The sequence below is a fragment of the Allobosea sp. P1_A7 genome (assembly GCF_056406775.1).
The window spans coordinates 1-12,245 of the sequence record NZ_JBFTZN010000172.1 but is presented as its reverse complement, the minus strand read 5'-3'; the positions used below and the strand labels follow the sequence as shown (position 1 = coordinate 12,245).

The 12,245-nt window shown below is 66.3% G+C and carries 15 protein-coding genes; 5 read left to right on the top strand and 10 right to left on the bottom strand.

Annotated features, from left to right (window positions below; translation table 11 throughout):
• The 6 genes from AC1D34_RS24900 to acnA all read right to left on the bottom strand — a co-directional run.
• Positions 1 to 689: SDR family oxidoreductase (locus AC1D34_RS24900; RefSeq protein WP_476825638.1), on the bottom strand; the 689-nt coding region annotated here is incomplete at its 3' end.
• Positions 686 to 1,969, bottom strand: coding sequence for a beta-ketoacyl-ACP synthase (locus AC1D34_RS24895; protein WP_441493315.1), 1,284 nt, complete (start codon positions 1,967 to 1,969; stop codon positions 686 to 688). The genes AC1D34_RS24895 and AC1D34_RS24900, both read right to left, overlap by 4 nt.
• A 10-nt stretch (positions 1,970 to 1,979) precedes the next feature.
• Positions 1,980 to 3,110, bottom strand: coding sequence for a beta-ketoacyl-ACP synthase (locus AC1D34_RS24890; protein WP_441493316.1), 1,131 nt, complete (start codon positions 3,108 to 3,110; stop codon positions 1,980 to 1,982).
• Position 3,111: 1 nt separating this feature from the next.
• Positions 3,112 to 3,573 (bottom strand): 3-hydroxyacyl-ACP dehydratase FabZ family protein, encoded by a 462-nt coding sequence (locus tag AC1D34_RS24885; RefSeq protein ID WP_069878634.1) that lies wholly within the window; start codon positions 3,571 to 3,573, stop codon positions 3,112 to 3,114.
• A 146-nt stretch (positions 3,574 to 3,719) separates the two neighbouring features.
• On the bottom strand, positions 3,720 to 4,001 hold the full coding sequence (locus AC1D34_RS24880; protein WP_043242327.1) for an acyl carrier protein: 282 nt from the start codon (positions 3,999 to 4,001) through the stop codon (positions 3,720 to 3,722).
• 221 nt (positions 4,002 to 4,222) lie between these two features.
• Positions 4,223 to 6,922 carry an aconitate hydratase AcnA gene (gene acnA / locus AC1D34_RS24875; RefSeq protein ID WP_476825637.1) on the bottom strand — a complete coding sequence of 900 codons (2,700 nt, stop codon included), beginning with the start codon at positions 6,920 to 6,922 and terminating at the stop codon, positions 4,223 to 4,225.
• 195 nt (positions 6,923 to 7,117) lie between these two features.
• Between acnA and ccmA the strand changes: the two genes are divergently transcribed.
• The 5 genes from ccmA to AC1D34_RS24850 all read left to right on the top strand — a co-directional run bounded on the left by ccmA (position 7,118) and on the right by AC1D34_RS24850 (position 10,050).
• A complete protein-coding gene (gene ccmA / locus AC1D34_RS24870) occupies positions 7,118 to 7,774 on the top strand; it encodes a heme ABC exporter ATP-binding protein CcmA (protein ID WP_441508251.1) in 657 nt (218 codons plus the stop codon).
• The gene (gene ccmB, locus AC1D34_RS24865) at positions 7,771 to 8,439 is read left to right on the top strand and encodes a heme exporter protein CcmB (RefSeq protein ID WP_441481041.1); all 669 of its coding nucleotides are present in this window, start codon (positions 7,771 to 7,773) and stop codon (positions 8,437 to 8,439) included. The genes ccmA and ccmB overlap by 4 nt, the downstream gene beginning before the upstream one ends.
• Positions 8,440 to 8,528: 89 nt before the next feature.
• Positions 8,529 to 9,287, top strand: coding sequence for a heme ABC transporter permease (locus AC1D34_RS24860; RefSeq protein WP_441508252.1), 759 nt, complete (start codon positions 8,529 to 8,531; stop codon positions 9,285 to 9,287).
• On the top strand, positions 9,284 to 9,457 hold the full coding sequence (gene ccmD / locus AC1D34_RS24855; protein WP_441493321.1) for a heme exporter protein CcmD: 174 nt from the start codon (positions 9,284 to 9,286) through the stop codon (positions 9,455 to 9,457). Before AC1D34_RS24860 ends, ccmD begins: the two co-directional genes overlap by 4 nt.
• Entirely contained in the window at positions 9,454 to 10,050 is a 597-nt protein-coding gene (locus AC1D34_RS24850) for a DsbE family thiol:disulfide interchange protein (RefSeq protein ID WP_084651247.1), read from the top strand. Before ccmD ends, AC1D34_RS24850 begins: the two co-directional genes overlap by 4 nt.
• 69 nt (positions 10,051 to 10,119) lie before the next feature.
• On the opposite strand, the gene purQ is transcribed toward AC1D34_RS24850, so the two are convergent.
• The 4 genes from purQ to AC1D34_RS24830 form a co-directional block, all read right to left on the bottom strand.
• Positions 10,120 to 10,815: a phosphoribosylformylglycinamidine synthase subunit PurQ gene (gene purQ / locus AC1D34_RS24845; RefSeq protein ID WP_476825636.1), complete on the bottom strand. Its 696-nt coding sequence runs from the start codon at positions 10,813 to 10,815 to the stop codon at positions 10,120 to 10,122.
• Positions 10,816 to 10,819: 4 nt separating this feature from the next.
• Positions 10,820 to 11,062, bottom strand: a complete 243-nt coding sequence (purS, locus tag AC1D34_RS24840; protein WP_043242342.1) for a phosphoribosylformylglycinamidine synthase subunit PurS — start codon at positions 11,060 to 11,062, stop codon at positions 10,820 to 10,822.
• 84 nt (positions 11,063 to 11,146) lie between these two features.
• Entirely contained in the window at positions 11,147 to 11,731 is a 585-nt protein-coding gene (locus AC1D34_RS24835; RefSeq protein ID WP_441508254.1) for a hypothetical protein, read from the bottom strand.
• Positions 11,732 to 11,745: 14 nt separating this feature from the next.
• Positions 11,746 to 12,245 (bottom strand): phosphoribosylaminoimidazolesuccinocarboxamide synthase (locus AC1D34_RS24830; protein WP_476825635.1); only part of this gene is annotated, 500 nt, incomplete at its 5' end.

The following is a 12,245-nucleotide window of genomic DNA, read 5'->3' as shown; positions in this document are numbered from 1 at the left end:
GTGATATAGCCGGCCGGGGGGCTCATCAGGAAGGTGGCGAGCCCGGCGATCTCCTCGGGCTTCGCGAAGCGGCCGGCGGGGATCTGGCTTTCCATCTTTTCCCGATAGGCGGCGTAGGGGGCCATCATGTCGGTATCGATGAAGCCCGGCGCGATCACGTTGACGGTGACGCCGCGCTTGCCGGTTTCGACGGCCAGGGTGTTGGCATAGGAAATCAGCGCGCCCTTAGAGGCGGCATAGGCGGCGTTGCCCGGATTGCCGCGCAGCGCGGCCACGGATCCGATCGCGACGATGCGTCCGCTGCGGGCGCGGAGCATGCCGCGCATCAGGCTCTTGGCAAGACGCGTGAAGGCCCAGAAATTGACCTGCATGATCGCTTCGGCCTTGTCCTGCACCATCATCGCTGCGAGCGTGTCGTAGGGTTGTCCGGCGTTGTGGATGAAGCCGAAATAGCTGTCGCCCTCGACCGCCTCGCAGAATGTGTCCAGGGCTGGCTTGTCGGCGAGATCGAGCGGCAGCGCGCGAACGGCCTGGCCGGGATGTGCCGCGCCGATCTCGGCTGCCAGCGCCAGCGCCTGATCGGCCGATGACCGATAGGTGAAATCGACATCATGCCCTGCGGCTGCGAGCGCGCGCACGATCTCGGCGCCAACGCCCTTGGCGCCGCCGGTGACGAGAATGCGGGTCATGCCGCCTCCGGGGGGGCGGTCAGCACGAGACAGGTGTTCTGCCCGCCGAAACCGAAGGAATTGGAGATGACGGTCCTGACCTTGGCGTCGCGCGCCGTATTCGGCACGACATCGAGGGCAATGGCAGCGTCGGGCAGGTTGTAATTGATCGTCGGCGGGATGCGGCCGTTGGCGATGGTCAGAAGCGAGATCACTGCTTCGACGGCTCCGGCGGCTGTGAGCGTATGGCCGATCATCGACTTGTTCGAGGAGATCGGCAGGCGCGCCATGCGCTCGCCGAAGACGGCGGAGCAGCTCATCGCCTCCATCTTGTCATTCTCGGGCGTCGAGGTGCCGTGCGCGTTGATGTAGTCGACATCGTCCGGCGTCAGCCCGGCATCGGCCAATGCATCCTGCATGGCGAGGATCGCCGGCTTGCCGTCCGGGCTCGAACGCGTGCGGTGGAAGCCGTCGCCGCGCTCGCCGCAACCGGCGACGATGCCGAGGATGGTCGCGCCACGCGCCAGGGCGTGGTCGTAATCCTCGAGAACCAGCGCCCCGGCCCCTTCGCCCATGACGAAACCGTCGCGGTTCTTGGAAAAGGGCTTGGACGCGCCTTCCGGCGGATCGTTCTGCGTCGACAATGCCGAGAGCAGGGAGAAGCGGATCAGCGCCTCGGCATGGACCGAGCCGTCAGTGCCGACGCACAGCGCCGCGCTCGTCTCGCCGCGCCGGATCGCCTCCACGCCCATCTGGATGGCGGTTGCGCCCGACGAGCAGGCGGTCGAGAGCGAGATCGGCGAACCCCGGGTCCCAAACCGATCGGCGATGTGATCGGCGACGCCTCCGAACAGGAAGAGCTCATGCATCGGCTTGTGTTTGTGCGCGGCGGCGGCGCGCAGCAATCCGTCATAATCGACGTCGCCGTCGATGGCTTGGGCCAGTTCCTGCTTCTGCGGCCATTCCATCTCGACCGGAGGAACGGCCATGAAGAGTTCGCCGGGAAAATCACCGTCCGAGCCGAGCCCGCTCTGGCTCACGGCCTCCTCTGCGGCAAGCGTCGCGAGCTTCTCGGAAAGCTGAGGCGCCGTGAAAGGCGCATCGAAGAGGAAATCGACCGTGCCGGCGATGGTCGTGCGCAGCCCGTCGATCGGAAAGCGCTCGATGCGATGGATGCCCGAGCGCCCGGCGGTCAGCGCCTCCCAGTTGGTCTGCTTGCCCTGGCCGAGCGAGGTGACGACACCCAGTCCGGTGACGGCGACGACGGGGCGGCCCTTGGAGTCGCGATGCTGTGCGCTCATGGCGATATCCTCACGCTTTCACGAGGCGCGCCGCGCCTTCTCCGCGCCAATGGCCGGCGCCGGTGACGATCGCTTCGCTTGCCTGGCCATTGGCGAGGGCGATGGCGGCAAGGGCAACCGAAATGGGGAATGCAGCCTCGAGGCTGTGGCCAACGAGATCGCCTGTGGCAATGCGTTTGGCGGCGGGCAGGTTGGCGATGGCCGATGCCTCTTCGCCGGTGACGCCGGCTGCGCCGGTCGCCGCCGAGATGACGAGGGCTGAAGACGACACTGCGCCGAAGCCGGCAACCAGCTTGCGCAATGTGGCCTCGACCGCGCCCTGCTCGCTGCGGCGCGCGCGGGCGGCCGCGACATGGCTGAGGCCGGCCAGAACCTTGGCGCCACGCGCCTTGGCGCGCTCGGCTGATTCGAGGACGAGGAACGCTGCGGCGCTGCCGGTGATCAGTCCCGGCGCATCCTGCCGTTCGAAGACGGGTGCGAAATCACCCTTGCGCAAATAGCCACCGGCTTCGAGCAGCAGCAGCATGTCGCGACGCTCGGCATTGTAGGCGCCGCCGACCAGCATCACGTCTGCCTGGCTGGAGGCGACGCGGGCATGGGCGGTGCGGATCGCGTCGACGCCGGCCTGCTCTTCGCCCATGAAGGTACGCGAAGCGCCGGTGACGCCGTGGACGATCGCGATATTGCCGGCGAGAAGATTGGAGAGCTGCGCCAGGAAGAGCGTCGGGCGCAGGTCGCCCATCAGCCGCTCGTTCAGGAAGGCGCCAGGCTGGTTCGCGCCGCGCAAGCCGGTCAGAATCGCGGAATCGACGGCATGATCGCGTTCGCCACCACCGGCGGCGACGATGACCTGGAGCTCGCTCTTGGCGTCGACGTCGTCCTTCAGGCCGGCAGCGTCGAGAGCAAGACCGGCGGCATAGACGCCAAGCCGCTGCCATGGCTCCATCTGGCGCTGATCGGATTTCTTCGGAATCTGCCGATCGAGTTCGAGCGGCTTCAGCCGGTGCACGGGATAGGGCGCGAAACTCTCGGTATCGACGACCGGTTCAACGGAGGAGGCCAGAGCCGCTGCATGCGTCTCGATGCCTTCGCCCAGGCTGGAGGCCAGGCCGATGCCGGTAATGACGACGTCACGCATCATGTCAGTTCCGTTCCGGGACGAGGCCGATCGCCGCGATCCGTTGCTCCATCAACGTCCGCATGTCGGCCGGGAACGGCATCAGGCGGAAACGCAGCTCGGCATCGCAGATCGGCTTGCCGTCGATCGCGATTCTTGCCTTGGTGGCGGCGTAGCCCGAGCCTTCGTGAACGAGCTCGGCACTGACATCCAGCACCGCATCAGGTTCGACGAAGGTGCGGAAGCGCGCCTTGTCGACCATCATCAGGAACGGCATCTGCTGCAACTGGTTGAGAGCGAGCAGAAGATAGCCGGAAGCCTGGGCCATGGTTTCGGTGAGGAGCACGCCGGGAACAAGCGGGTGGCCGGGGAAATGCCCCTCGAAAACGGGGCTCGCGCTCGGCACGGTCGAACGTGTGGCGATGCGCTTCTGCGACGGATCGAAGGTCACGACCGTGTCGATCATGTCGAAATATTCGAGGCGCATGCGGGTCCTGACCGGGTGGCGAGCAACAGATGCGCCGAGCGGGCGAGGGAACGCCCGGCTCGGCTGCATCATGCTCTATCGGGAGAGGGTGTCCGTCTCAAGGCCGCCTCGCGAATTCATCGAAGCGGCGGCCCTGCGAGCGAAATTCAGGCCTTCTTGGCGGCGACGAGGTCGTCGATACGCTGGCACAGGTTCTCAAGCACGAAATACTGCTCGGCCGGCGCTTTGCCTTCGTTGACCTCCTGGGTCCACTGCTCGAGCGGCAACTTGATGCCGAAAGCCTTGTCGATCGCGAAGGCGATGTCGAGGAAAGCCAGCGAGTCGATGCCGAGGTCTTCGATGGCGTGGCTCTGGGGCGTGATCTTCTCGCGAGGAATATCGCAGGTCTCCGAAATGATACCGGCGACCGTCTCGAACGTGGCGGACATGCGGGTGCTCCCGTCGTCTTGGATTGTGGCGGCGGACATCCGGGCGCGCTGGCGCGCGCCTGCCCCAAGCCCCCCGCCAAGGATGGCTGTGACGCCCCATTACACCTACGCCTGCGCGAGGACAACTGGAGGCGCCGCAAGGCGAAACAGGGCCGGCCAGAGGCCGGCCCTGCATGTCGATGTCCCCGGCCCGGTCAGACGGAGCCAGGGCAGGGCGCGGACTACGCCGCGATGCCGCGCAGCACGTAGTGCAGGATGCCGGCGTTCTTGAAGTAATCGAGCTCGTCCAGCGTATCGATGCGGCAGAGAATCGGGACATTCTTGACCGTGCCGTCGGCGAAGGTGATCTCCGCCTCCAGCATCTGGCGCGGCTTGACCGTGGCCAGCCCCTTGATGGTGACGCTCTCGTCACCCTTCAGGCCCAGCGAAGCCCAGCTCGTGCCTTCCGCAAGCGTGAAGGGGACAACACCCATGCCGACGAGATTCGAGCGATGGATGCGCTCGAAGCTCTGCGCGATCACGGCCTTGACGCCGAGCAGGTTGGTGCCCTTCGCCGCCCAGTCACGCGAGGAGCCGTTGCCGTATTCGACGCCGGCGAAGATGACCAGCGGCACCTTCTCCTCCTGGTAGCRCATGGCGGCGTCGTAGATCGGCAGCTCTTCCTTGCTGGGATAGTGGATGGTGTAGCCACCCTCGCGCCCGTTCGGCCCCATCATGTGGTTGCGGATGCGGATATTGGCGAAGGTGCCGCGCATCATCACCTCATGATTGCCGCGCCGCGTGCCGTACTGGTTGAAGTCGGCGACGGCGACGCCGTGCTCGGTCAGGTACTTGCCCGCCGGCGAGGCGGCCTTGATCGAACCGGCCGGCGAGATGTGGTCGGTCGTGATCTTGTCGCCGAACAGGCCGAGGATGCGCGCGCCGACGATCTCGGTGACCGGCGAAGGCTTCCTGCCCATGCCCTGGAAATAGGGCGGGTTCTGCACATAGGTCGAGGCATCGTCCCAGGCGTAGGTCTGGCTCTCCGGGGTCTTCACGTCCTGCCAGTGCTGGTCGCCCTTGAACACGTCGGCATATTTCGCCTCGAAGATGGCGCGCGTGACGTTCTGGGCGATGAAGCTCTGGATCTCCTTGTTGGAGGGCCAGATGTCCTTCAGGAAGACGGGCTGGCCGTCCTTGCCCGTGCCGAGCGGCTCGGTCGTCAGGTCCTTCTGGACGCTGCCGGCCAGCGCATAGGCGACGACCAGCGGCGGCGAGGCGAGGTAGTTCGCCTGCACGTCCGGCGAGACGCGTCCTTCGAAATTGCGGTTGCCGGAGATCACGGCGCCCGCGATCAGGCCCTGATCATTGATCGCCTTCGAGATCGGGCCCGGCAGCGGACCGGAATTGCCGATGCAGGTGGTGCAGCCGAAGCCGACCAGGTTGAAGCCGAGCGTGTCGAGGTCGGTCTGGAGGCCGGACTTGGCGAGATACTCCGCCACGACCTGCGAGCCGGGGGCAAGCGAGGTCTTGACCCAGGGCTTCACCGTCAGGCCCTTGGCGACCGCGTTGCGGGCGAGCAGGCCCGCGGCCATCAGCACCGAGGGGTTCGAGGTGTTGGTGCAGGAGGTGATGGCGGCAATGACGACGTCGCCATGGCCGAGATCATGGGCGCGGCCTTCGACGGGAACCCGGCGGGCGATCTCGGCGCCCTTCTTGTATTCGGTGTCCATCGCTGCGGCGAAGCCCTTGGCGACGGCGCCGAGGTCGACGCGGCCCTCGGGGCGCTTCGGGCCGGCCATCGAAGGCTGGACCGTGGCCAGGTCGAGTTCCAGCGTGTCGGTGAAGACCGGGTCCGGCGTCTCGATGGTGGCGAACAGGCCCTGTGCCTTGCTGTAGGCCTCGACCAGCGCGATCCGGTCCGACTTGCGGCCGGTGGTGGTGAGATAGWCGATCGTCTCGGCGTCGACCGGGAAGAAGCCGCAGGTTGCGCCGTATTCCGGGCCCATATTGGCGATGGTGGCGCGGTCGGCGAGCGTCAGGTTGTAGAGGCCGGGGCCGAAGAACTCGACGAACTTGCCGACGACGCCCTTCTTGCGCAGCATCTGGGTGACGGTCAGCACGAGGTCGGTCGCAGTGATGCCTTCGCGCAGCGAGCCGGTGAGCTTGAAGCCGATGACCTCGGGCAGAAGCATGGACTGCGGCTGGCCGAGCATGGCAGCCTCGGCCTCGATGCCGCCGACGCCCCAGCCGAGCACGGCCAGGCCGTTGACCATGGTGGTGTGCGAATCAGTACCGACGACGGTGTCGGGATAGGCGACCTCGACCTCCTTGCCGTCGATCGTCTCGGTCCTGGTCCAGACGGTCTGGGCGAGGTATTCGAGATTGACCTGATGGCAGATGCCGGTGCCGGGCGGGACGACGCGGAAATTGTCGAAGGCGCCCTGGCCCCATTTCAGGAAGCGGTAGCGCTCGCCGTTGCGCTCATATTCAAGCTCGACATTCTGCGAGAGAGCCTTGGGCGTGCCGAACTCGTCGACGATGACCGAATGGTCGATGACGAGGTCGACGGGGACGAGCGGGTTGATCTTGGCCGGATCGCCGCCGAGCGCGACGACGCCATCGCGCATCGCGGCCAGGTCGACCACTGCCGGAACGCCGGTGAAATCCTGCATCAGCACGCGTGCGGGCCTAAAGCCGATCTCCTTGCCGGCCTTGCSCTTGTCGGACAGCCAGGCAACGAAGCCCTCGATGTYGGTCTTGGTGACCGAGCGGCCATCCTCGAAGCGCAGCAGGTTCTCGAGCAGAACTTTCATCGAGAAGGGAAGCTTCGAAATGCCGGGAAGGCCGTTCGCCTCGGCGTCGGGCAGGGAGTAATAGACGTAGCTCTTGCCGCCGACGTCGAGCGTCTTGCGGGACTTGAAGGAATCCTGGTTAGCCATGCGGGCATAATCCTGATCAAGGGGTTGCGGTCGCGATTCGGTCGCCCTTGCGGGCAGGCGAGATCGAAGGCCTAATGCGCATGACGCGCGCGCCGCCCCGGGAGTGCCCGAGCCCCGCGCCGGATCGGCGTGCGGCGTAGCCGAGCGTTCTATAGATCAATTCCAAGAAGCCCGCTACATGAACGAAACGCGTGCGTGGCAGCTTCTGACGCACGGGAAGATGCCCTGGCCTTGACGCAGTTTTCCTACGCCCCACTCACGCTGAGCGCCGAAGACCTGGCTTGCCGCCGAGGCGGGCGACTGGTTTTCGAAAAGCTTGAGTTCACGCTCGGGAGCGGGGAGGCGATTGCGCTCACCGGCCGCAACGGCGCCGGCAAGTCGAGCCTGATCGCCATGATCTGCGGGCGGTTGCGGCCCGCCGCCGGAGTTTTGCGAGTAACCGGCATCGGCGATGCGCCCCTGATGGAGCAGATCCATCTCGTCGGTCATCGCGACGGATTGAAAACGGCGCTGACGGCGCGCGAGAATCTCGATTTCGTCCAGGCCCTGCTCGGCGAGCCCGGGCTCGCCGCCGATGAGGCGCTTGCCGCTATTGGCTTGCCGCATGTCGCGGCTCTGCCGGTCGGCTATCTCTCGGCCGGGCAGCGCCGGCGCGTCGCGCTGGCACGGCTCCTGGTTTCACGACGGCCGCTCTGGCTGCTCGACGAACCGGCCTCGGCGCTCGATACGGCCTCCCAACACATGCTGATCGGGCTGATGCAGGCTCATCTCGATGCGGGCGGCGCGATCCTGGCGGCGACGCACGGCCCGCTTGGCCTGGAAACGGCGCGCGAGATGAGGATCGGGCCGTGAGCGGAGCTTTCCTGGCGATCCTGAAACGCGACCTCGCCCTGGCGGCTCGTGCCGGCGGAGGCGGGGAGCTCGCGCTGGTGTTCTTCCTGACGCTGGTCGTGCTGGTGCCTTTCGCACTCGGGCCCGATCTCAATCTGCTCTCGCGGATCGGCCCGGCCATTCTCTGGCTCGGAGCGTTGCTTGCGACCCTGATCGGGCTCGACCGGCTCTTCCAGGGCGATGAGGAGGACGGTTCTCTCGACCTGATCCGCGCCTCGGCCCTGCCCCTGGAACTCGCCGTACTGGCCAAGGGGCTCGCCCATTGGCTGACGACCGGCCTGCCGCTGGCGCTGGCTGCCCCGCTGCTTGGCCTGCTGGTCGCGCTTCCCGCCGAGGCGATGCTGCCGGTCGCCGGGACGCTGCTGGTCGGGACGCCGGCGCTGAGTTTCATCGGCGCCACGGGAGCCGCGCTGACGGCCGGCCTCAAGCGGGGCGGCCTGATCCTGCCGATCCTCGTCGCGCCGCTGACGGTACCCGTGCTGATCTTCGGCGTCTCGGCTTCGAACAGCGCGCTTGGCGGCACGGTGCCCTTCCTGACGCCGTTTCTGATTCTGTGCGCCTTGTCGCTCGCGACGCTCGTGATCGGCACCATCGCCGCTGCTGCGGCGCTCCGGCAGGCGGACTAGGCTGCGACGCCATGGCCATCGGCTGCGATTGTGAAGCGTGAAGCCGGTTGCTACATCCTCACTCGTCAAATGAAGAGCAAAAGGGCCGCATGGCTAGCCTGATCGAACTGGCGAATCCGACGCGTTTCATGCGCCTGTCGAGCCGGCTGCTGCCCTGGCTTGGGGGCGCGGCTGCGTTGCTGCTTGCCGTCGGCTTCTATCTCGCTTTTTTCGTCGCGCCGGCGGATTACCAGCAGGGCGAAACCATCCGCATCATGTTCGTGCATGTGCCGGCTGCCTGGCTCGCGCTGATGTTCTACTCGATGATGGCGGTCTCGGCACTGGGCACCCTGGTCTGGCGCCATCCGCTTGCGGATGTGGCGCAGAAGGCGGCGGCTCCGATCGGAGCCTGCTTCGCGCTGATCTGCCTGATCACGGGGGCTCTCTGGGGCAAGCCGATGTGGGGGACCTATTGGGTCTGGGATGCGCGGCTCACCTCGGTGCTCGTGCTCTTCCTGATCTATCTCGGCATCATGGCGCTGTGGCGCACGCTCGACGATCCCTCGCGCGCCGGGCGGGCAGTGGCGATCCTGACACTGGTCGGCTTCGTCAATGTGCCGATCATCAAGTTCTCGGTCGATTGGTGGAATACGCTGCACCAGCCGGCATCGGTCTTTCGCGCCGGCGGGCCGACCATTCATCCCGCCATGCTCTGGCCGCTCCTGATCCTGGCAGTCGGCTTCACGCTGCTGGCGTTGGCGCTGCATCTCGTCGCCATGCGGGCCGAGATCATGCGCCGCCGGGTCCGGACGCTGACGATCTTCGAGGCCGAGAGGCTGGACCGGCTGGCGGCGGAGGTCGCGGTATGAGCGCGTTTGGGCCGCATGCCGGCTACATCCTAACCGCCTATGCGTCTGTCGTGATGATCCTCGGCGGGCTGATTCTGATGACCTGGCGCGATCACCGCGCGCAAAGGCAGGCTCTCGACGCGCTGGAACAGCGCGGCGCCGGCCGCCGTTCCGGGAAGGCATTGTCGTGAGCGAGGTCGAGAGCGCGCCAGGCCGGCGCTCGCCGCTGGTTTTCCTGATTCCCCTGATCCTGTTTGCCGGGCTGTCCCTGGTCTTCCTGGTCGGGCTGTTCAGCGGGGATGCCAGCAAGGTTCCATCGGCGCTGATCGGCAAGCCGGCTCCCACGATCGCGCTGACCGCGCTCGAAGGCTTGCAGCGCGACGGGCAGCCGGTCCCGGCCTTCACCATGGCCGACCTGGCCAAGGGGCGGGCCACCATCGTCAATGTCTTCGCGAGCTGGTGCGCGCCCTGCCGCGTCGAGCACCCGCATCTTGTCGCGATGGCTGAGGCGCCCGTGGTCAAGCAGGGCAAGGTCGCCGTGGTCGGGCTGAATTACAAGGACGAGGCCGAGAATGCCCGCCGCTTCCTGGGAGCGCTCGGCAATCCCTATTCTGCCGTGGGCGTCGATCGCGCCGGCCGTGGCGCAATCGAATGGGGCGTCTATGGCGTGCCGGAAACCTTCTTGATCGGCCCGGACGGGCGGATCGTCGACAAGCATGTCGGCGCGCTCGATGTGAACAGCGCGCAGAAGCTGCTGGCGAAGGCGGCTTCGCTGGCGAAGTGAGCCGGGCCGCCCGGCCCGGTCGTATCCGTCATGCCGGGCCAAACCCAAGCATGACGGGGAGCGAGCCGGTCAGGCTGCCTTCTTGCCGCTGATCAGGCTCTCGAACATGCCGCGCCCATCGGTGCCGCCCGTGAGCGAATCGATCAGGTTTTCCGGATGCGGCATCAATCCGAGCACATTGAAGCCGGGCGAGTAGATGCCGGCAATGCCGTTCAGCGAACCATTGGGGTTGGCTTCGGCGGTGACCTGACCGTCGGCGTCGGCGTAGCGGAAGGCCACCAGGCCCTCGCCTTCGAGGCGCGCCAAGGTCTCGGGATCAACGATATAGTTGCCTTCGCCATGGGCGATGCAGACATCGATGACCTGGCCCTTGGTGTAGGCACGGGTGAAGGCGGTATCAGCGCGTTCGACGGTGAGATGCTGGCGCTTGCAGACGAATTTCAGATTGGCGTTGCGGGCAAGGACACCCGGGAGCAACCCCGCTTCGCAGGCGATCTGAAAGCCGTTGCAGATGCCGAGCACATAGCCGCCGCGCGCCGCATGGGCTCGCGTCGCATCCATGATATGGGCCCGGCCGGCGATGGCGCCGCAGCGCAGATAGTCGCCATAGGAGAAGCCGCCCGGCAGCACGACGAGATCCGTGCCGGCCGGAAGCTCCGTGTCCGCATGCCAGACATKGGTGACGGTGGCACCGGCCTGCCGCAGGGCAGTGGCGACATCACCCTCGCGATTGGATCCGGGGAAAGTGACGACGGCGGCTTTCATCGTCTCACGCTCCGATTTCGACGCGGTAATTCTCGATGACGGTGTTGGCGAGCAGCTTCTCGCAGGCATCCTTGAGCGCGCTCTCGGCGGCGGCCTTGTCGCCGGCGGTGAACTCGATGTCGAAGACCTTGCCCTGACGCACCGAGCCGACACCGTCGATGCCGAGCGATTTCAGAGCGCCTTCGATCGCCTTGCCCTGCGGATCGAGCACGCCGTTCTTGAGGGTGACGGTGACGCGGGCTTTCATTGTGCTCTCCGGGCAGGGCTTCTGCGGGGTGCCTTAGCGGCGAATCGGTTCGGGCTCAACCACATGTCAGGGCTTCACGGCGAATCAGCGGCTGCGCCAGGCGGCGCGTGCATAGTTTTGCGCGGCCTCGGCATCGTTGCTGACCGCGATCGCCATGACGAGCTTGCCGGCTTCCCTGCCATAGAGGATCGCGGTTGCCGCAAGCAGTCCGGTCTCGCCCTTGCCGCGAATTTCGACGAGCAATCCGGACGGACCGCCGCCATCGAAGCGGGAAACGCTGGTGGTGCTCTTGACCGTGGCCGCTGTGGGCCTGGGCTTCGCGCCCTTTGCAGCATCGACCGGCTTCGAGAATTCACGCGCCAGACGGGCTGGGTCGGTGGCGAGGCCTCGTTCGAACTCGTCGGCCTTGCGGCCTTCAACGGCGATCAAGGCTGCGACAGCGGGGCGCAGGCAGGGCGCGCCGGCGCAATAGACGATGGTACGGGGCTCGAGGCCGTCATTGACGACCCAGGAGCCGATCGGCAGCGGCTGCCAGCCCCGATCGGCCGCCAGCTCGGCAAGGCCGGGTCCGAAATGGTTGCTGCAGGCGGTGAGCAGGCTCAGGCCGCCGAGCAGCGCAGCCAAAAGCAAACGGGAGCGCAGGCGCTCCCGTTTCCAATTCGCTGTCACGGCTCCGCCAGTGCTCACTGCACCAGGCGAGGTCCGGCGGCAGGGCCGGCCTTTTCGTTCTCGCCCATGATGCCGAGGCGGCGGGCCACTTCGGTATAGGCCTCGATCAGGCCACCCATGTCGCGACGGAAGCGGTCCTTGTCCATCTTGTCCTTGGACTTGATGTCCCAGAGCCGGCAGGAATCCGGGCTGATCTCGTCGGCGACGACGATGCGCATCATCTCGCCTTCCCAGAGCCGGCCGCATTCCATCTTGAAGTCGACGAGGCGGATGCCGGCGCCGAGGAACAAGCCGGAGAGGAAATCATTGACGCGGATGGCAAGCGCCATGATGTCGTCGATTTCCTGGGGCGTCGCCCAGCCGAAGGCGGTGATGTGCTCTTCCGAGACCATCGGATCGTTCAGCGCGTCGTTCTTGTAATAGAACTCGATGATCGAGCGCGGCAGCTGCGTGCCCTCTTCGAGACCGAGCTTAGTCGAGAGCGAGCCGGCGGCGACGTTGCGCACCACCACCT